Here is a 19,398-nt window from a genome sequence, read left to right on the forward strand (position 1 = left end):
GCACCGGGGGCGCTTGTCGGCTTATCGGCGGGGCCGGAGCAGTGTCGCGGCCAGGACCAGGGCAAGCAGGACGAAACCGGCGGCAGCCACGAACGCCGCGCTGTAGCCGTCCCTGAGCGCAGTGACCGATCCGGCGCCTTCACTGAGCCGTGCTGCGCTGTGCGACGCGGCCAAGCTGGCGAGCACCGCAGTACCGACAGCCGCGCCTGCTTGCTGGGCTGTGTTGTTGAGGCCTGATGCCAGTCCGGCATCGCTCGGATCCGCACCGGACATTGCCAGCATGATCGCCGCCGGGATGCCTACGCCGGTACCAGCGCCGACTAGGAGCAGGGCCGGGGCAACGTTGAGCAAGTACGAGCCGCCGACGGGCGCCTGGCTCAGGATCAGCTGTGCACCAAGGAACGCGGCCAGGCCGGCCAGCAGGATCGTACGACTGCCGAAGCGCACAGTGAGTCGCGGCCCGACCGACAGGGACATCACCGCACCGAGGATCGGCGCAGGGAGGAAGGCAAGGCCGGTCTGTAGCGAGTCGTAGCCGAGTACACGCTGCAAGTACAGCGCGGTCATGAACTGGAACCCGAAGCCTGCGGCGAAGAGCAGTACGACGACGACGTTTGAGACGGTCACCTGGCGCTTGCGGAAGACGTGCAGTGAGAGCAGAGGCTGCGCGGCGCGAGCTTGCCGTAGTACGAAGCCTGCAAGGAGAAGCACCGAGACCACAGCGAGCAAGATCGTGCGAGGAAGCTCTGCAGTGGGCTCGGCCGTCTGGACGATCGTGTAGACGGACAGCGAGAGCCCAGCAGTCACCAGCACGGCACCAGCGACGTCCGCACCCTTGCCGAGGCCCAGGCCTTTGTTGCGAGCAAGGAGGCGTACTGCGAAGAGGAGCGAGACCAGGCCGATCGGGACGTTGATCAGGAACGACCAGTGCCAACCGACGGTCTGGGTGATCACGCCGCCGAGGATCAGGCCGATCGAGGCGCCACTGGCGGAGGTGAAGCCGTACACGCCAAGGGCGCGGGCCTGCTCCCCCGGCGCCGGGTACAGCCCGATGATCATGCCGAGGATCACCGCGGAGGCAAGCGCACCGCCGACTCCTTGCAGGAAGCGGCCGGCGATCAGTAGCTCGGCGCTGGTGGCGAGACCGCAGAGCAGCGAGGCGGAGGTGAACACCGCGAGCCCGGCGAGGAAGACCGACTTACTGCCGATCAGGTCGCCGATCCGGCCGGCCAGTAACAGCAGGCCGGCGAATGCGATCAGGTAGGAGTTCATCACCCAGGCGAGGCCGGCCTGGGAGAAGCCGAGATCGCCCTGGATCGTCGGCAACGCGACGGTCACCACCGTCCCGTCCAGGATGATCATCAGCTGCATGATGCAGAGCACCGCGAGCGCTTTGGCCCGGTGTGCTCCTGTCGTGGGCTCGGAGTCCTGCAATTGGTCGGTCAACATGAAAACGACCTTAGCAGATAGTTCCGTAATAGACGATCTTTTATTGGATCAGTTTGCGCGCTGCCTGGTACGCCGTACGGGTTGCGCCTCGACCGGCGTCGCGAGATGGCCGGCGACCAGGTGGGCGAGCGACTCGGCGAACGGTTTGCGCTGCGCGGCGGCCAGCGCCGCCAGGGCGTCGGCGTGCACCTTGTCGACGATCCGCTGACCTTCGGCGACGATCTCGGCGCCGGCCTCGGTGACCGCGATGATCCGCGCCCGGCGGTCGGTGGCGGACGGCTTCCGCTCGGCGAAGCCGGCCTTCTCCAACGCGTCGACCGTGACGACCATGGTGGTCTTGTCGAGATACGCGAGCTCGGCGAGCTGGATCTGGGTGCGCTCCTCCCCCAGCGCGTTCAGCAACACGCACTGCATCCGCGGCGTCAGGCCGATCTCCGCGAGGGCGGCGGTGAGCTGGGTCTCGAGCACATGCCCGGCATGGTTGAGCAGTCCGGTCAGATCCGGAACCGTCCGGAGCGGAGTCTTCGCCATGAACTCATCCTAGCTCGGGATCATCTGCTCCAAGATAATCCCAACCCAAACCAACAGCGTCGCACCGGCAAGCGGGAAAACGACGTCGCGGTCTGGTCGGACCGGGGTGGCGTATTTTCGCGAGTTCTTGCGCGGGTGGGCGGCTGGACTGGGCGCATGCTTGTTTCGGAGACCACTCGTACGTCGTACCGGCGCTGGTTCGGTGTGATCGCGGTGACGCTCGGGATCTTCTCGATCGTCACGACGGAGATCCTGCCGATCGGCCTGCTGAGCCCGATCGGCACCAGTTTTGGCCTCTCCCCCGGCCGGACCGGGTGGATGATGACCGCGCCCGGGCTGGTCGCGGCTGTCGCGGCTCCGGTGATCACGGTGCTGACCGCGCGGCTCGATCGCCGGCTGATGCTGGCCGCGCTGATGGTCCTGCTCGCGGGGTCGGACATCCTGGCCGCGGCGGCGCCGTCGTACTGGCTGGAACTGGTTTCCAGGGTGATGGTCGGGATGACGATTGGCGGATTCTGGTCGATCGGCGCCGGTCTCGCGGTGCGGCTGGTGCCGGAGCGCTGGGTGGTCCGCGCGACGGCGGTGATCTTCTCGGCGGTCCCGCTCGGCTCGGTGCTCGGGGTGCCGGCCGGGACGTTCCTCGGGGAGCAGGCGGGTTGGCGGACGGCGTTCGTAGTACTGGGCTTCCTGACAGCGGGAGTGCTTGCCGCACTGCTGTGGTCCGTGCCGCCCTTGCCGCCGCTGCAAGTGACCCGGTTGGCAGTGTTGCGCAGGCTGCTTACCTTGCGAGGAACACGCACTGGGTTGCTGGTGACCTGCCTAATAGTGACCGCGCACTTCAGCACCTATACCTACGTGGGCCCGTTCCTGCGGGACGTCAGTGGGGTGCCCGCAGACCGGATCAGCGGACTACTGCTCGTCTACGGTGTCGCCGGGCTCGTCGGCAACCTGATAGCCGGTACTACGGTGGCGCGGCACCTGCGGGCCACCTTCGCCACCAGCGCCGCCCTGCTGGCCGCTGCCACCTTGCTGCTGCCAGTCGCGGGACGTAGTACGGCTGGAGCTGGTGTCCTGCTGGTGGTCTGGGGCCTCGCGTACGGCGCGGTGCCGGTTTGCTCGATGACCTGGTTCGCAGCTGCAGCACCGGAGGCGCGGGAGGCGGCAACTGTGGTGTTCACGTCCTCTTTCCAGGCCACCTTGTCAGCCGGAGCCCTGGTGGGCGGGCTGCTAGTCGACAGCACTTCCGTCTCCACCACGATGCTCTTCGGCGGCTCGGTCGCGGCCCTGGTCGCCATAGCGCTGTGTCGGTTGGGAAGACACGGTCTGTGCTAAACAGGGGGCAACCAAGGGGGCCCTCGTGGACCAGCTCACCCTCGGCGTCGTCGGTCGTTCTCGCAAAGAGAACGAGCATCGGCTGCCGATCCATCCAAACCACTTCGACCGGATCGACGAGGAGCTGCGCCAACGCATCTTCCTCGAATCCGGGTACGGTAAACAGTTCGGGATCTCCGACGCGCAACTGTCGTCATCGGTGGCCGGCATCCTGGACCGCGACGAACTGATCGCGAAGACCGACATCGTGCTGCTGCCGAAGCCGCAGATCGAGGACGTCGCCGGGCTGCGCCAGGGCCAGGTGCTCTGGGGCTGGCCGCACTGCGTGCAGGACGAGAAGCTCACCCAGCTGGCGATCGACCGCGAGCTGACCCTGATCGCGTTCGAGGCGATGAACCACTGGCACTCGGACGGCAGCTACAACCTGCACGTGTTCCACAAGAACAACGAGCTGGCCGGCTACTGCTCGGTGCTGCACGCACTGGAGCTGATCGGCTCGACCGGCGACTACGGCCGCAGGCTGCGCGCTGTCGTGATCGGGTTCGGCGCGACCGCGCGAGGTGCCGTCACGGCCCTCAACGCCCACGGTGTCCACGACGTCAACGTCCTCACCGGCCGTGACGTCGCCGCCGTCGGCTCACCGATCCACTCGGCGCGGATCGTCCAGTACGACCAGGACGAGGACGACACCGACGGTCCGCTCGATCCCCGCCGCAGCCACGCGCTGCTGGAGGACGGCCGGGTGCCGCTGGCCGGGTTCCTGGCCGAGCACGACATCATCGTCAACTGCGTGCTGCAGGATCCGGACGCGCCACTGACCTTCCTGATCGAGGAGGACCTGGCCCTGCTCGAGCCGGGCAGCCTGATCATCGACGTCTCCTGCGACCTGGGGATGGGGTTCAGCTGGGCCAAGCCGACCGGGTTCGACGAGCCGACGTTCGTGGTCGGCGACAACATCACGTACTACGGTGTCGACCACACCCCGTCGTACCTGTGGAACTCGGCGAGCTGGGAGATCAGCGAGGCCCTGCTGCCGTACCTCGGAACGGTCCTGGACGGCGCCGAGGCCTGGCACGCCGACGAGACGATCCGCCGGGCGATCGAGATCGAGCGTGGCCGGATCAAGAACCCGGGCATCCTCTCCTTCCAGAACCGCTCCCCGGAACACCCGCACCCGCACCTCTGAGCTCCGTGACCCAGACCACACCAGGTGGGCGGGACGTAGCATCACGGCTGTGAACAGCTCGCCAAGGACCCAACCGGACAGTTGTCCGGGGGTTCTTGCCGTGCATCAGGCGGCTGACGGCGGGTTGGCACGGGTGCGCCTGCCTGGCGGGTTGCTGAGCGCCGCGCAACTGCGGGTGCTCGCTGCGGCCTCCGGTGAGCTGGGCGACGGCCACCTGGAGCTGACCTCGCGCGGGAACATCCAGATCAGGGCTCTCCGCCCCGGAGCGCCACAGACGCTCTCTGACCGCCTGTACTCCGCTGGGCTGCTGCCATCGATCTCCCACGAGCGGGTGCGGAACATCCTCGCCTCGCCGCTCTCCGGCCTCGACCAGGACAGCCTGTACGACGTACTGCCGCTCGCCGCCGAGCTGGACCGTCTCCTGTGCGCGCAGCCCGCGCTCGCCGAGTTGCCGGGGCGGTTCCTGTTCGCCCTGGACGACGGGCGGGGTGATCTAGGTGCGGTCGGAGCGGATGTAGCTGTGCGAGTGCTTGCAGGTGGCAAGGGGTTGCTGGTGCTCGGTGGAGTGTCGCGTGGGGCAGAGGTTCCGCTGGAAGACGCGCCTGCGGTCATGATTGCCGCTGCGGAGGCGTTCTTGACTGAGCGCGCTGCACAGGACTCGGAGGCTTGGCGGATCGCCGAGCTGGCAGACGGTGCGGCAGAGGTCTACGAGCGACTGGGCCTCGAGCCGCGGGGGCTTGATCCGCGGGGGCTTGATCCGCGGGGGCTTGATCCGCTGGGGCTTGATCCTCTAGGGCTTGAGCCGCTGGTCGCCGCCGAGGCGGCGGGCACGGCTGTCGTGGTTGCTGGACGGCGTGAGCAGGTGGATGGGCGGGTCGCCGTGGTGGTCACCGTGCCGCTCGGGAGCTTGTCGGCCGAGCAGGCAGCGGTCCTGTCGGACTTGGCCGAACTGGGCAACGGGCAGATCAGGGTGACGCCCTGGCGGTCCGTAGTACTGGGTGGGTTTGACGCTGTCGACGATGCGGTCGCGCAACTGGAGGCAGTCGGCCTGGTGGTGGAGCCGGAATCACCTTGGAACGGGGTGACGGCCTGCGCTGGGAAGCCTGGCTGCGCGAAGGCGTTGGCTGATGTCCGGGCGGACGCGCGAGACGTCACGCCCCGGATTCGCCGCGGACGGCAGCCGGTGCACTGGTCGGGTTGTGAACGGCGCTGTGGCCGGCCGGCCGGCCGGTTCGTCGACATCATTGCCCTCGGCAATGGTTATGCGATCGACGGCGAGCCGGTCGATGTGGAGTTGGTTGAGGCCGTTGCGGCCGCGAGAGGAGCACGGTGAGCAAGTACGAGTACGTGACTGACGGGGCCGAGATCTACCGGCAGTCGTTCGCGACGATCCGCGCGGAGGCGGCGCTCGACGAGCTGCCCGCCGACGTGGCACAGGTCGCCGTACGGATGATCCATGCCTGCGGGATGACCGACCTGGCGGCGGATCTGGCGTACTCGACAGGCGTGGTCAAGTCGGCTCGGGCGGCGCTGCAGGCAGGTGCACCGATCCTGTGCGACGCGTCGATGGTCGCTGCCGGTGTGACCCGACGGCGATTGCCGGCCGACAACGAGGTGATCTGCACACTGAGTGATCCTTCGGTACCAGAGCTGGCGGCGAACCACAGCACCACCAGAAGTGCAGCAGCGCTCGACCTATGGATGGACCGGCTCGAAGGTTCGGTCGTTGCTATCGGCAATGCGCCGACCGCGCTGTTCCGGTTGCTCGAGCTGATCCGCGACGGCGCGCCGCGACCGGCCGCAGTACTGGGTATTCCGGTCGGTTTCATCGGCGCGGCCGAGTCGAAGCAGGCACTGGCAGACAACGACCTCGGGCTGGAGTACCTGGTCGTCAGGGGCCGACGGGGCGGCAGCGCGATCACCGCGGCCGCCATCAACGCGATCGCGAGCGAGGAAGAATGACCGGACGGCTGTGGGGCGTCGGGCTCGGCCCGGGCGACCCCGAACTGATGACGGTGAAGGCCGCCCGGCTGATCGGCGCCGCGGACGTGATCGCCTTCCACAGCGCGCGGCACGGCCGGAGCATCGCCCGCTCAGTGGCGGCGCCGTACCTGCGTGACGGGCAGCTCGAGGAACACCTGATCTACCCGCTGACCACCGAGACCACGGACCACCCCGGTGGCTACCAGGGCGCGATGGACGACTTCTACGCCGATTGCGCGGCTCGGCTCGCCGCTCACCTCGACGCCGGGCGCGACGTCGTCGTCCTGGCGGAAGGGGATCCGCTGTTCTACGGCTCGTACATGCACATGCACAAGCGGCTCGCCGACCGGTACGAGTGCGAGGTGGTGCCTGGCGTGACCTCGGTGAGCGCGGCCCGCCGCAGTACTGGGCCGTCCGCTGTGTGAGCGCGACGAGGTCCTGACGGTCTTGCCGGGGACGCTGCCTCCCGACGTACTGGCTGAGCGGCTGCGGACCACCGACGCTGCCGCGGTGATGAAACTCGGGCGCACCTTCGCGAATGTCCGGGAGGCTTTCGAGCTCTCCGGCCGGCTGGACGAGGCCTGGTACGTCGAGCGGGCGACGACCTCGGAGCAGCGGACCGCTCCGCTGGCCGACGTCGACCCCGACTCGGTGCCGTACTTCTCGCTCGCCTTGCTGCCCAGCCCGATCAACAACTTCGTTGCCCCGGCCGCCGCACCACGGGTCGACGGCGAAGGTTCAGTGACCGTGGTCGGCCTCGGACCGGCCGGACCGCAGTGGATGACGCCCGAGGTCCGGGCCGCGATCGCCGCCGCGGACGACCTGATCGGCTACGGCCCGTACGTCGACCGGCTGCCGGATCGCGCCCGGCAGCGCAAACACGGCTCGGACAACCAGGTCGAGTCCGAGCGGGCCGCGTTCGCGCTCGACCTCGCCCGGAAGGGTTCCCGGGTGGTTGTGGTGTCGTCCGGTGACCCGGGCGTGTTCGCGATGGCGAGCGCTGTCGCCGAAGTGGCCGGCGAGCCGGAGTACGCGGACGTAGTACTGAACGTGCTCCCCGGGATGACCGCTGCGCAAGCGGTCGCGAGCCGGGTCGGCGCTCCGCTCGGACACGACTACTGCGTGCTGTCCCTGTCGGATCGCCTGAAGCCGTGGGAGGTGATCGCCGCTCGGCTGACCGCGGCTGCGACGGCCGACCTGGCCATTGCGATCTACAACCCTGCATCGAAGTCCCGGACCTGGCAGGTCGCCGCGACCAAGGAACTCTTGCTCCAGCACCGGGAACCCACCACTCCGGTCGTCATCGGCCGCAACGTCGGGGGCAGCAGCGAGTCGATCACCGTGACCACACTGGCCGAGCTGGACCCCGACCAGGTCGACATGCGCTGCCTGCTCCTGATCGGCTCGTCGCAGACCCAGACCGTGCAGCGCCCCTCCGGCCCGCTCGTCTACACGCCTCGGCGCTACCCGGCTGGGCAAAGCGACAGTTAATTCTCCAGCCGGGCCCGCATGAGAAACCGCCTCTCCGGGTAGGGCCCTCCCGGACCGTGAGGAGAAACGACAGTGAATCAGTACGGCGACAGCGACACCTTGACCCAACCGGTGGCCAGCCCAACCACCCAGCGTTACGAGGAGGCGCGAGCCGCCGCCCATCGGGCCATGACCAGCGTCACCGCGGTCCCGGACAAGCCGCTGCCTCCCACTGAGGCGGAGCGGCTCGCCTACCGGGGCTTCAAGTTCGGTGCGGCGTTCTTCGGCTGGCTGATCATGCTGTCGATGATCGTGCTGCTCACCGCTGTGGTGACTGGCGCCGGAGCGGGCGCCAGTTACGTTCTCGACTACACCAGGGCAGACGCCAAGGAGCAGGCCGGTACCGCGGCCATCACTGCCGCAGCCCTCTTCGTGCTGGTGCTGAGCCTGGCGTTCTACATCGGCGGGTACGTTGCCGGCCGCCTTGCGCGGTTCGACGGAGCTCGGCAGGGTTTTGGCGTCTGGATGATCTCGCTGCTACTCATCGTGGTCGCGGCCGGTACCGGGGCGTTCCTGAACGACCAGTACGACCTGGTCGGCCGGATCGATCGGCCGGACGTGCCGCTCACGAACGACAGCCTGCTCACCGGTGGACTCCTCACCGCGGCGGCGATCCTGATGCTGCCGCTCCTCGCGGCCCTTCTCGGCGGCAAGACCGGCCAGCGCTACCACGACAAGATCGACGCCCTCCTCGGCTGAGCGCATGAGTGGCCGGAGCACTGGGTACCAGGAGTTACCAGACGGGGCCGTCTTGTAAGGAGAACGCGTCATGGTTGACCGGACATCAGTTCAGGAGCCCGTAGCGGCCGCACCGGGAGTCGAAGCACCTGACCCGGTCGCGACCGAGGACGAGCGGCGCGCGACACATCGCGCGAACATCAAGACGTCCACCGCGGCCGAGGTCGATCCGGCGTACCGCGGATTCAAGTCGGGTGCCGCGTTCTTCGGCTGGCTGATCGCGGTCGGGCTGACCGTGCTGATCACCGGGATCATCGTCGCTGTCGTCGCAGCCGTCGACTATGCGGTGACGTTCGAGCAGAGCACCTTCGACAGACACGCCGGCACTATCGCGATCGCGACCGCCGCAGTGGTCATCGTGATGCTCACGATCGCCTTCTACAACGGCGGGTACGTCGCGGGACGGCTCGCGCGCTTCGACGGTGCCCGGCAGGCGTTCGGCGTCTGGGCGATCGGGCTCGTCGTCGTACTGATCGCGATCGGACTCGGCGCGCTGGCCGATTCGCAGTACGACCTCGTGAATCGCCTGGATCTGCCGTCCGTACCGATCGCTGACGAGACACTCGCAACCGGCAGTGTGATCGCGGCAGGTGCCCTGCTGCTGGTGACGCTGCTCGCCGCCATCGTCGGCGGCAAGGCCGGCCAGCGGTACCACCGGCGGATCGACAACAGCTGGGACTGACTCCCGGGAAGAACCTGGGTCGCCGGGCGCGTTGCACACGACGTGAAGACGACCCAGGTGGTGGTGATCGGAGCCGGCCAGGCGGGGCTGTCAGCGGCGTATCACCTGGTCAGGATGGGGTTCAGCCCGTACGACGGGGTGGTGGTCCTCGATCGCAATCCAGCACCTGGTGGAGCGTGGCAGCATCGGTGGGACTCGCTCACCATGCACGACGTGCACCGGATCGCGAACCTGCCGGGCGTCGCAGTACCGGAGAGTGCGGGCGACGAACGCGCCAACGAGTTCGTCCCGCGTTACTTCGCGGACTACGAGTCGGAGTACGAGCTTCCAGTGGTTCGCCCGGTCGGCGTCGAGAGCGTACGGCGTGACGGCGAGCGCTACCTGGTGAACACGGACCGCGGCAGCTACCAGGCCGAGGCGATCGTGAACGCGACCGGCACCTGGGACCGCCCGTTCATCCCCTGGTATCCGGGGATCGAGACGTTCCAGGGCGGCCAACTGCATACGGCCGACTACAGCGGCACCGGTGAGTTCGCGGGCAAGCACGTTCTGGTGGTGGGCGGCGGCGCGTCCGCAGTCCAGTTGCTCGCTGAGATCTCCGAAGTCGCCAGTACTACGTGGGTGACGCGCCGGCCGCCCGAGTGGCGGACGGATGGCGAGTTCGGGCCCGAACTCGGGCGCAAGATCATCGCCAAGGTCGAGGAACGCGTGCGCGCCGGACTGCCGCCGAAGAGCGTGGTGAGCGTGACGGGGCTACAACTGCGCGAACAGGAGCAAGCGGCGTACCGGCATGGCGTTTACACCCGGTTGCCGATGTTCGAGCGGATCACGCCTGCGGGTGTGCAGTGGGCGGACGGACGCCTCGAACGAGTGGATGCGATCCTATGGGCGACCGGCTTCCGCGCCGACCTCGGCCACCTGGCGCCGCTCCACCTGCGCGAGACCTCCGGCGGAATCCGGATGGACGGCACCCACACAGTCCTGGACCCGCGAATCCACCTGATCGGCTACGGCCCCTCAGCCAGCACCATCGGCGGTAACCGTGCCGGCTTCACCGCCGCCCGCCAACTCCGCAACCTCCTCCTACCCATCGCCGCCTAGCTTTCGGTTCCTTCTAGCCGCGGGCTCGCTGGCCGCCAGCGTCCGGTAGCAGACGTCCTGAGTGCGTTGCGATCGCTGCGAGAGCTTCGGGTAGTGCCACGACGCCGTCGGAGGCGAGGAAGTGACCGGCTCCGGGGACGACCTTTGCGGATGCCCCGAGCAGGCCGGCGAGGCGATCGGTGTGCCCAGGAGGAACGTACGGATCTGCGTCCGACCGGATAATCGTCAGCCTGTCGACGTGGTTGCTGAGACCTTCCGCGTCGCAGCCGTCTCCGATGAAGGTGTCCAGTTCCGGAAACGCGGGCAGGTGGTCGAGGAATCCGGAGACCAGCACGAGGGTGCCGAGGCGCCAAGGGCCGGGAAGTGAGCGCAGATGGCGAAGGACGGTCAGGCAGCCCAGGCTGTGCGCGACGACGATCGAGTTCTCGTCAGGGGTCCCCACCTCCGTGCGTACGACTTCGGCCCACCGGGTGGGATCCGGGGCCTGCGAGTCTGGGAGAAGCGGGATCGTGGTCGGGATTCCGTCCGCGTCGAGTTGTCCGCCCAGCCAGCCGAACCAGTGATCTTCGGGAGATGCCCCGTAGCCATGGAAGATCGAGGCACGCCGCTGGGTTGTTCCTGATGTCATACCGCAGGACGGTAGGGGTTCACGTCAGCGTGAAGGTCAAGTCGACGAGGAGGAAGCGACAGTGCTGATCAGCGAACTCGCTGAGCGGACTGGGGTCAGCGCACGCGCGCTACGGCACTACGAGGACCGACGGCTGTTGGTCCCGGTGCGCAACAGCAACGGCTACCGGAACTACTCCGAGTCCGATGTCGTCCGCGTGGCGCAGATCAGGACGATGATCTCTGCCGGCCTGGGCGCCTCGACTATCCAGCAGTACCTCGACTGCGCTCGCACGGACGATCACGGCACGACCCTGGAGATGTGCCCGCGCCTGCGAGCCGAGGTGGATTCCTTGGCCGTGCGGCTCGACGCCAGCCAAGCCGAACTCCGTGATACCCAACGACGACTGAGTGGCCTCACACCAGGACCGTAGGCTGCGCTGATGAATCAGTTGCTGGCATACATCGACGGATGGCGTCGCCACGACATCCCGGCCGTTCTCGCAACTCTCACCGACGACTGCGTCGTGATCGAGTCCTACGGGCCGGTCTATCGCGGCAAGGAGAGCGTCGAGAAATGGATGCACGCTTGGTTCGGGGCCGGCGGCTCTGTCGACGGGTGGGAGGTCACCGCCGAGTCGGCGGCCGGCGAGTCGCTGGTCGCGGAGTGGCACTTCGAGTGCACCTGGAAGGGCAGCCCTGGTGCATTCGACGGCTCCACAGTGGCCAGGCTCGATGACGGGCGGATCAGCTACCTCAGGGAGTACGCGACCACCGCGCCGCTGTACGACTGGACCGGCACCTGGCGCGACTGAGCCGCTCCTTCTGCCTTTGGCCGCCTAGCCGGGGACGGGCACCGGCTCCCACTGCCGGTGTTTGCGAACCGCGACGGGGATGAGGGAACCGGCGATCAGGAAGATCGTGGCTGTGAGCAACCATCCTGGCCAGCCCCAGCTGACCGCCACCACCGTCAGGACGAACGGGGCGATCAGGTCACCGACCTGGTGCCCCATCGCGTAGGCGCCCTGGTACTGACCCTGCGCGCCGGGCGGCGCGAGTTCGAAGCTGATTCCCCAGCCGCCGGCCGATTGCAGCATCTCGCCCAGCACGTGCACGATCGCGGCGACCAGCAGCAACCCCACGGTGACCGCGCCGGACGTCACGTCCGTCAACGCCAGCACCCCGCACGCCAGCGCGAGCAGCAACCCGGCACGCCGCCCCGCTCTTGCCGCCCCAGCGACCTGCTCTGTCCCTCGCGCCACCCGAATCTGCAGCAGGATCACGGCGATCGCGTTGGTCACCAGCAACACCGAGATCAGCCAGGTCGGCGCATCCGTCGCCGTCGCGACCCACAGCGGGATGGCCACCTGCGCCATCGCGTTGTGCATGCTGAGCAGCCCGTCCAGCGCGATGAACGCCAGGTACGGCCGGTCCTTCAGCGCCGTCAACCCGGACGGACCGGCCGAGGCCGGCACCGGCGCGAGCCGTGGCATCCCCCACTGCACCAGCCCTGCTGTGACCAGATACGTCAAGGCGTTCGCGAACAGCGCGATCAGGTAGACCTCCCGGCGGTCGACTGCCAGCACGATGCCCGCCAGAGCCATCCCGATCCCCATGCCGATGTTCGTCGTCACCCGCAGCATCGCCCGGGTCCGGACCCGCTGCTCGGCCGGCACCAGCCCCGCGATCAACGCACCCTTCGCACCCGACTGCCCCGAGTTCGCGACCGCGGCCACCGCCGCGACGCCGACGAACCCCGCGAGCGAGTGGACCTGGGTGAGCGCCGCCATCGTGATCGCCTCGATCAGCAGGAACCCGACGTACGAACGATTTGGGCCGAGCCGGTCGGCGACCACCCCGAGCGGCGTACTGGCCACCAGCCCGAAGAGCCCGGCGATCGTCAGACCGATGCCGACCTGGCCGACGGACAGCCCGGCGACCCGCGTCAGGTACAGCGCACCGACCGCGGCGTACACACCGTTGCCGAACGTGTTGACCACAGTCGCGGCAACCATCCGGCGGACCTCAGGCGAAAAGGAAGCACTCATGCCACCCAGCCAACAGCCCGGCGACCGCCTGCTCCGGTCGATTGACGGATTCCGTCAACGCATCACCAGATCAACCAGATCCATGCCGAAGCTAGACCCGTCGAACCCACGCCGCCCCCACGGCCACTCCTGCGTCGCCCACTCAGTCCGTGCCGAAGACCGGCCGGGGGTGGGTGCCTGGTGTAGCTCGCCTCGCGGGTACAGGTCGGGCGGCCGCGTACTCCGATCGATCGAGATCAAAGTCCAGTGGAGTGGTGTACGAGATCGACCTACCGGCTCGCCCCGCGGCGACCACTTCGACCTACCGGCTCGACTGGCCGCGTTTGCTCGACCTACCGGCTCGACCCGCCGATTTCGTCGCGGCAAACCCGCGAGTCGAGCCGGGGAGACAGGCGAAACCGGCGGGTCGAGCCGGTAGGTCGGCCAGCGGATCGCGAGTTGTGCCGGGCGTGGCCTCGATCGCGGGTCAGCGGGCTCCGCCGGACCGCCAGGCCATCAATACTCGCCAGCGCCCGCTATTCGCCCGCCACGGCGAGCGTGGCAACACCCCAACTCGGCGAGTATTGATGGCGTGGCGGTCCGCCGTCCCGACGGATACGGCGACGCCGGCGTCGACCGAGACCGAGCAGTGCTCGCCGTCGCTGATCCCGGCTCAACCCGTCCAACAGCCGCCTTCGGGCATCGGAGAACTACCCGTGGCGGGACGAAAGTGGCGCCTGGCGCACGAGTCGTTCGGTGATCAAGCGGATCTCGTGCACCACTCCATTGGACTTGATCTACCCGGTCAGCCGATCGAGCGGAGGGCGCGGTACGCGACGCAGAGCGCCGGGGGTCAGCGGGTCAGCGGGTCAGCGGGTCAGCGGGTCAGCGGGTCAGCGCATTATCAGGTTGAGGAGGTCTGTGCCGAGGGTGCGGAAGGCTTGTTCGTCGAGGCGGTAGGCGACGAACCTGCCTTGCCGCCCGGCCCGGACCAGGCCGGGCCCGGGTCAGCGCGCGGAGGTGGCGGGTCACCTGGCTCGGGTTCAGACCCCAGAGCGTCGCGATCTCCCCGGCGGTCCGGGGCTCGCTCGCGACCGCCCGGCAGATCTGCAGCCGGTCCGGGCCTGCCAGTGCTTCCAACCGCGCCCGGATGGCCTGAGCGGTCGGTACCGCGGCGCCGCGACCGGTTGCCGGGTAGATCACCGTCAACGGCTCCCCCGCAATCTCACCGACGAACAGATGCGGTGCGATGAAGTTGCTCGGCACCAGCAGCAGGGACCGGCCAGCCAGGTCGATCCGCTTGTTCTGCACCTTCTGCACCAGCGCGCTGTCGGCATCGCGGAGCTCGATCGAGCCGTCCAGCGAACGCAGCATCACGCCCAGTCCGTCCCGCACGGCAAGATCGCGGTCCTGCCTGCCGCGCGCGGCCAACTGGTCCCGAGACTGCGCCCACAGCCCTTCGAACCATTCCTGCCAGCACGAGTCGAGCAGATCGAGGAACTGTTTGACCGGCTCAGCCGGCTCGGTCAGCAGACTCTCCACCAGTACGGCGACCTCGCGGCCCCGGCTCCGCGCCCAGCGGCGGACCGTGTCGGTGTCGGTCCGGTGCATGTTCAGAGGCCGGCCCCGGAGCGGGCGAACCAGTTCGGCGGCCAACTCCTCCGGCGGCCGCGCACGCAGTACGGCGAGTTCGTCGGCCCAGGTCGGCATCCCGGTCGCGGAACTCGTCGCGAAGAAGCGCGCCCGCACCGCGCGGACCGTCCAGGTCCAGTCGGCCAACTCTCGCTGCAGGGTGGCGGGAATCGACTTGCGTAGCTCGGCCGCCCATTCGGTGCGGCCGTGGTGGGACGGCTCCGCGAGCACGTGCAGGGCACAGCCGAGCTCGATCAAGGGTGAGGCCACGTGCCGGACCCGCTCGGGATCGAGCCGGCTCAGTCCGGCCAGTACTGTCGGCAAGCCCGTCAGCCGCGGAGCCGGAAGAGGAGTTCGGTCTCCCAGTCGTTCAGGTCCGGGACCTCGCGGGGGTCCGACTTGTAGACCTCGAGCCGGCAGCCCCACTTGTTGCCGTCGGCATCCCACTCGAGGCCCTTCTCGTCGGCCCAGGCAAGCAGGTCCCCGGTTGCGCCGAGGAGGCCGTCCGGGTGGCCGAGGTGGGTGACGCTGACGTAGCGTCCGGCCGGCAGCAGGCCGCCGACGATCTGCTCCTCACCGCTGTGCCGTTCCTCGACCGGGAAGCCGATCTCCATCACCAGGCCTTCCTCCATGTCGACCACGTCGTACTTGAAGAACGGCGCTCCCACCGGCTCGATGTTGCGCGCGGCGATCCAGCCGATCACCTCGTGCATCCGGTCCGCGAACCGGGCGATCTCGTTCATCGCGACCTTCCCCCGCAACGCGACGTACGGCTGCTCGTCACGCTCGACGATCGTGGGCTCCGGCATGGCTCCTCCTTCGGGGACTGCTGTCGCCCACATCCTGCCTCAAGCTCGCCCGGTCTGCTCTAGGCAAGCCGACCCAACCGGCGTCTACTGGGTTGAGGGGTGGGGTCATGTTCAAGCTTGTTGCAGGGATGGCGATCGGGGCGTTGGGGCTGGCTGGGGTGGTGCCGGCCGCGGCAGAGCCGGCGACGAATGTCGTGTATCCAGGTGGGTCGATCGCAACGCGCTACGTCGGGTTGGCGTTCGACACCTGCACGGCGCCGACGCTGGCGCAGATGACTGCGTGGAAATCGTCGCCGTACAAGGCGATGGGGATCTACATCGGCGGAGTGAACCGCAGTTGCGCACAGCCACAGCTGACCGCGAGTTGGGTGAGCAGCGTGACCAGGATGGGTTGGCGGTTGATCCCGATCTACCTGGGTCTGCAGGCGCCTTGCAGTAACAGGACGACGTCGCAGAAGATCTCGGCGAGCGCTCCGGGCACCCAGGGCACGGCTGCGGCGACCGATGCCTTCAACAAGGCCAGGGCGCTCGGACTGCTGGCCGGTGGTGCGATCTATGGCGACATGGAGCACTACGACGTCAACAACACGAACTGCGGTGCGACTGTGCTCAGCTTCCTGTCTGCGTGGACGAAGGAGCTGCACCGGCGCGGGTTCCTGTCCGGCGTGTACGTCCACCAGGACTCGGGTGCGCTACAACTCGCACAGGTCTACAACTCGACTTCCTACGCGCGACCGGACGCAGTGTGGATCGCCCGGTGGGACCAGAGCTCGTCACTGATCAACTGGCCGACTGTCTCCAACAACTATTGGACTGTGGGCCAGCGAGCCAAGCAGTACAACGGGGATCACAACGAGACGTATGGCGGCGTCACGTTGAACATCGACAACGACCGGTTCGATGCACCGGTCGGCTCGGTGGGGTACGCCTACCAGACAACGACCGCTGTGAGCGCCAGGAGCGGACCGACCACGGCGTACCCGGTAGTGGCCACGTATCCGAGCGGAACCACCGTGCAGGTGTCCTGTCAGACCTACGGGACCAAGGTGGGCACCACGACGGTCTGGAACAAGCTGATCAACGGCAGCTACCTCACGGACTACTACGTAAACACTCCGTCCAATACGACGTACAGCTCACCGCTGCCTGGTTGCAGCCTGCCGTTCCAGACCACCACCAGCGGTTTGAGCAGGCGGAGTGGACCCGGTACGTCGTACGCCGTAGTGGGCTCGCTCGGCGCCGGCGCACTGGCGTGGGTCACCTGTCAACTACCCGGGAGCAAGGTGGGCACTACGTCGGTGTGGAACAGGTTGACCGACGGCAGCTACGTGACGGACTACTACGTAGCCACCGCCAGCAACACCACCTACACCGCTCCCCTACGACGCTGCTGACGGACTACTGGGCCTTTGCTGGGCTTCTTGGGCTTCTATTGGGCCCACGGTGGCTGGATGGTCGTGCCGTCGGCCATCGTGCCGGTGACGCCTGCAGTGATCGCGACGTACAGCTCGGCCTCGGTCTCGCCGAGATTGGAGAGCTGGATCGGCTCGCCGGCCCCGTACGACGACAGCGTCGCCCGGGCCGAGCTTGTCGCCGTCCGCGGTCACCTGGACGGTGCCCGACAGCACCATGAACACCTCGTCACGGTCGAGCGTGTGCGGCTCGTCGTTGTGAAGCCCTGCGTCGACGGTAAGTCGCCAGGTGCAGAGGCCTTCCGAGCCACGGCTGGGCGCGGCCAGTCCGATGAACCTCACCCCTGGCAGCTGGAACTGCGGCGCCTCGGTCGCACGGATGATGTGCATTCGTCCCCCTCAAGAATTTAGACAAGCTGACTTGTTCAACTTGACTTGTCTATCATGAGTGACATGAGTGCCTCACGCAAGCCTGATTTCGGCATCCTGCTGCTGCTGGCCGACCAGGAGTTCGTCCGCGAACTCCGGGCCTCACTGGCCGCCCAGGGCTTCGACGAACAGGGCCGCTCGGACGGATTCGTCCTGCGCTCGGTCGGCGCGAACCCGATGACGATCAGCGCACTGGCCGAGCGCCTGGAGATCAGCAAACAAGGCGCCGGCCAGATCGTCGACGACATGGAGAGCCGGGGCTATGTCGAACGCCACCCCGACCCCACCGACGGCCGGGCCCGCCTGATCCACCTGTCCGAGCGCGGCCAGGCGGCCCTCGCGGCAGCCCGAAAGTTCCACCAAACCTACGAACGCCACCTCCGCAAGGAACACGGCGACGCCGCGATCGACGCAGTACGAGCGGTACTCACTTCAATGGCCGGCGAACCACAGACCACCGACCCTCACTTCAGGGCGCTGATGTTCTAGTACTGCACTGCCAGGACAGGGACTTGCGACACCTCGTGGGGACCTTGAACAAGAAATTTCCTGTTCACGATCCCCACGAGGTGTTCAAGGACCCGGTTCGTGGCCGGCGAAACCGCCGAAGTTCATCCGGAGCGGCCGGGTGAGACCGGCCATGTCGATCGCCTCGAACCAGGGCCGTAGTACTAGGCGGGGAAGTACTGGGGGAAGAGGTCGTTTGTGGGCCATTTGGTGACGCTGTTGGCGGCGGTCCACATTGCCTGGTCGATGTCGCCGTAGGACTTGCCGCTGGCGTCGTCGCGGCGGTTGAACAGGGCCGCCCAGCTCATCCCGTTGTAGGTACGGACGAGCAGGGTGAACGTGCCGGGCAGGCTGCCTGTGTGCCAGGTGTTGCGGCCGGTGCCGCCGGTTGTCGGTCGCACCTGCCAGCCGAGGCCGTAGTACCAGCCGTCGGGCTGGAGACCGGTCTCGGGCTTCGCCCAGACGCTCGACAGCGAGGTGCTGTTCAGGACCGTGGACGGCGCGTCGAACATCTTCGCCCAGCGGACCAGGTCCGGCGCGCTGGCGATCCAGCCGCCGTTGGCGTCGTGGATGCGCATGCTGAACGACCCGTACGGCGCGGGGACGACGGTGCCCGAGTTATCCAGCACGGTCTTCGCGGTGTACTGCGACTCGTACGGCACCTCGCCGGCGTGCTTGGCGATGGTGTAGCCCTGCTGCATCCGGGTGATCTTCAACGGGGTCAGCAACTTCTGCTGCACGTACGTCGCGTAGGGCAGACCGCTGACCTTCTCGATCACGCGCCCCGCGAGCAGGAACCCGTAGTTGGAGTAGGCAACCTTCGTACCCGGCGCGTTGTCGAGCTTCCGCCCGGCCATGAACTTGATGACGTCCGCGTGCCGCAGCTCCATCGGGACGCCGAGCGCCTTCGAGATGGTCGCGTCCATGCCGGTCGGGTCGCCGGACAATTCGCGGTCCCAGCCGCCGAGGTGCTGCAGGAGGCGCTTGATCGTGACCGTCTTCAGCCGTGGGTCGACCGTCTGTCCGGTCGGCGGGGTGAAGGTGAGGATCGAGGTCACCGGCGTGGACAGGCTCAGCTTGCCGTCCTGGACGAGCTTCAGGATCGCGGCCGAAGTGAACGACTTGGTCAGGCTGGCCACCCGGAACAGCGAGGTGGGCTGAACAGTCAGCGTGCTGGAGGTGCTGTAGCCGCGGGCAAGGACCAGCCGGCCCTTGTAGGTGACCGCGACCTGCCCGCCCGTGATGCCGCGCGCCTGCATGAAGGTCTTCAGCTGGTTGTCGAACCCGGCGAGCGCCGGTACCGCGGTACCCGTCGCAAGCCAGGTCGCCGCGGCATCGGCCGGCCTTCCCGCCGCGGTACCGACTGCCGTACCGACGGCTGCCGCCGCTCCCGTTGCCACTACAAGCTTGCCGAGATTGCGGCGTGTCAGTTCCACTGACCAGA

At 67.7% G+C, this 19,398-nt stretch carries 21 protein-coding genes; 14 read left to right on the top strand and 7 right to left on the bottom strand.

Annotated elements, in window-relative coordinates; genetic code table 11:
- Nucleotides 1-21 precede the first annotated feature (21 nt).
- Entirely contained in the window at nucleotides 22-1,449 is a 1,428-nt protein-coding gene (locus F1D05_RS07855) for an MFS transporter (RefSeq protein WP_185446661.1), read from the bottom strand.
- A gap of 48 nt (nucleotides 1,450-1,497) precedes the next feature.
- Nucleotides 1,498-1,980: a MarR family winged helix-turn-helix transcriptional regulator gene (locus F1D05_RS07860; protein WP_185446662.1), complete on the bottom strand. Its 483-nt coding sequence runs from the start codon at nucleotides 1,978-1,980 to the stop codon at nucleotides 1,498-1,500.
- 156 nt (nucleotides 1,981-2,136) lie between these two features.
- Between F1D05_RS07860 and F1D05_RS07865 the strand changes: the two genes are divergently transcribed.
- From F1D05_RS07865 to F1D05_RS07900, 9 genes are all read left to right on the top strand, one after another.
- The gene (locus tag F1D05_RS07865; protein WP_185446663.1) at nucleotides 2,137-3,312 is read left to right on the top strand and encodes an MFS transporter; all 1,176 of its coding nucleotides are present in this window, start codon (nucleotides 2,137-2,139) and stop codon (nucleotides 3,310-3,312) included.
- 25 nt (nucleotides 3,313-3,337) lie between these two features.
- Nucleotides 3,338-4,498: a N(5)-(carboxyethyl)ornithine synthase gene (locus tag F1D05_RS07870; protein ID WP_185446664.1), complete on the top strand. Its 1,161-nt coding sequence runs from the start codon at nucleotides 3,338-3,340 to the stop codon at nucleotides 4,496-4,498.
- 49 nt (nucleotides 4,499-4,547) lie between these two features.
- Nucleotides 4,548-5,831: a precorrin-3B synthase gene (gene cobG, locus F1D05_RS07875; protein ID WP_185446665.1), complete on the top strand. Its 1,284-nt coding sequence runs from the start codon at nucleotides 4,548-4,550 to the stop codon at nucleotides 5,829-5,831.
- The gene (locus F1D05_RS07880) at nucleotides 5,828-6,460 is read left to right on the top strand and encodes a precorrin-8X methylmutase (RefSeq protein WP_185446666.1); all 633 of its coding nucleotides are present in this window, start codon (nucleotides 5,828-5,830) and stop codon (nucleotides 6,458-6,460) included. Before cobG ends, F1D05_RS07880 begins: the two co-directional genes overlap by 4 nt.
- Entirely contained in the window at nucleotides 6,457-6,906 is a 450-nt protein-coding gene (locus F1D05_RS42510) for an SAM-dependent methyltransferase (RefSeq protein ID WP_343066580.1), read from the top strand. Before F1D05_RS07880 ends, F1D05_RS42510 begins: the two co-directional genes overlap by 4 nt.
- A gap of 22 nt (nucleotides 6,907-6,928) precedes the next feature.
- Nucleotides 6,929-7,972: a precorrin-3B C(17)-methyltransferase gene (gene cobJ / locus F1D05_RS07885; protein ID WP_343066581.1), complete on the top strand. Its 1,044-nt coding sequence runs from the start codon at nucleotides 6,929-6,931 to the stop codon at nucleotides 7,970-7,972.
- Nucleotides 7,973-8,044: 72 nt separating this feature from the next.
- Nucleotides 8,045-8,710 carry a hypothetical protein gene (locus tag F1D05_RS07890; RefSeq protein ID WP_185446667.1) on the top strand — a complete coding sequence of 222 codons (666 nt, stop codon included), beginning with the start codon at nucleotides 8,045-8,047 and terminating at the stop codon, nucleotides 8,708-8,710.
- Between the two features lie 70 nt (nucleotides 8,711-8,780).
- Nucleotides 8,781-9,431, top strand: coding sequence for a hypothetical protein (locus F1D05_RS07895; protein ID WP_185446668.1), 651 nt, complete (start codon nucleotides 8,781-8,783; stop codon nucleotides 9,429-9,431).
- 42 nt (nucleotides 9,432-9,473) lie between these two features.
- Nucleotides 9,474-10,532, top strand: coding sequence for an FAD-dependent oxidoreductase (locus F1D05_RS07900; protein WP_185446669.1), 1,059 nt, complete (start codon nucleotides 9,474-9,476; stop codon nucleotides 10,530-10,532).
- 13 nt (nucleotides 10,533-10,545) lie between these two features.
- Here F1D05_RS07900 and F1D05_RS07905 read toward each other — a convergent pair whose 3' ends face one another.
- Nucleotides 10,546-11,160: an RBBP9/YdeN family alpha/beta hydrolase gene (locus F1D05_RS07905; protein ID WP_185446670.1), complete on the bottom strand. Its 615-nt coding sequence runs from the start codon at nucleotides 11,158-11,160 to the stop codon at nucleotides 10,546-10,548.
- A 61-nt stretch (nucleotides 11,161-11,221) separates the two neighbouring features.
- Here F1D05_RS07905 and F1D05_RS07910 point away from each other — a divergent pair, with 61 nt between their 5' ends.
- Both F1D05_RS07910 and F1D05_RS07915 read left to right on the top strand, forming a co-directional pair.
- Complete coding sequence (locus tag F1D05_RS07910) at nucleotides 11,222-11,572, top strand: MerR family transcriptional regulator (protein ID WP_185446671.1); 351 nt, start codon at nucleotides 11,222-11,224, stop codon at nucleotides 11,570-11,572.
- 9 nt (nucleotides 11,573-11,581) lie between these two features.
- The gene (locus F1D05_RS07915) at nucleotides 11,582-11,953 is read left to right on the top strand and encodes a nuclear transport factor 2 family protein (protein ID WP_185446672.1); all 372 of its coding nucleotides are present in this window, start codon (nucleotides 11,582-11,584) and stop codon (nucleotides 11,951-11,953) included.
- A 24-nt stretch (nucleotides 11,954-11,977) separates the two neighbouring features.
- Here F1D05_RS07915 and F1D05_RS07920 read toward each other — a convergent pair whose 3' ends face one another.
- The 3 genes from F1D05_RS07920 to F1D05_RS07930 form a co-directional block, all read right to left on the bottom strand.
- Nucleotides 11,978-13,186, bottom strand: a complete 1,209-nt coding sequence (locus F1D05_RS07920) for an MFS transporter (RefSeq protein WP_185446673.1) — start codon at nucleotides 13,184-13,186, stop codon at nucleotides 11,978-11,980.
- 864 nt (nucleotides 13,187-14,050) lie between these two features.
- A complete protein-coding gene (locus F1D05_RS07925; RefSeq protein WP_246486506.1) occupies nucleotides 14,051-15,121 on the bottom strand; it encodes an ArsR/SmtB family transcription factor in 1,071 nt (356 codons plus the stop codon).
- A gap of 5 nt (nucleotides 15,122-15,126) precedes the next feature.
- A complete protein-coding gene (locus F1D05_RS07930) occupies nucleotides 15,127-15,606 on the bottom strand; it encodes a GyrI-like domain-containing protein (protein ID WP_185446674.1) in 480 nt (159 codons plus the stop codon).
- A 107-nt stretch (nucleotides 15,607-15,713) separates the two neighbouring features.
- Here F1D05_RS07930 and F1D05_RS07935 point away from each other — a divergent pair, with 107 nt between their 5' ends.
- From F1D05_RS07935 to F1D05_RS07945, 3 genes are read left to right on the top strand one after another with little or no spacing between them, the layout of a single operon-like run.
- Nucleotides 15,714-17,000 (top strand): glycoside hydrolase domain-containing protein, encoded by a 1,287-nt coding sequence (locus tag F1D05_RS07935; RefSeq protein WP_246486507.1) that lies wholly within the window; start codon nucleotides 15,714-15,716, stop codon nucleotides 16,998-17,000.
- Between the two features lie 57 nt (nucleotides 17,001-17,057).
- Nucleotides 17,058-17,429 (top strand): hypothetical protein, encoded by a 372-nt coding sequence (locus F1D05_RS07940; RefSeq protein ID WP_185446675.1) that lies wholly within the window; start codon nucleotides 17,058-17,060, stop codon nucleotides 17,427-17,429.
- 42 nt (nucleotides 17,430-17,471) lie between these two features.
- Complete coding sequence (locus tag F1D05_RS07945; RefSeq protein WP_185446676.1) at nucleotides 17,472-17,936, top strand: MarR family winged helix-turn-helix transcriptional regulator; 465 nt, start codon at nucleotides 17,472-17,474, stop codon at nucleotides 17,934-17,936.
- A 182-nt stretch (nucleotides 17,937-18,118) separates the two neighbouring features.
- Here the strand turns inward: F1D05_RS07945 and F1D05_RS07950 are convergent, their stop codons facing one another.
- Nucleotides 18,119-19,390 carry a serine hydrolase domain-containing protein gene (locus tag F1D05_RS07950; protein WP_206686118.1) on the bottom strand — a complete coding sequence of 424 codons (1,272 nt, stop codon included), beginning with the start codon at nucleotides 19,388-19,390 and terminating at the stop codon, nucleotides 18,119-18,121.
- Nucleotides 19,391-19,398: the final 8 nt, after the last annotated feature.

Source organism: Kribbella qitaiheensis (assembly GCF_014217565.1).
In the GTDB taxonomy this organism is placed as follows: domain Bacteria; phylum Actinomycetota; class Actinomycetes; order Propionibacteriales; family Kribbellaceae; genus Kribbella; species Kribbella qitaiheensis_A.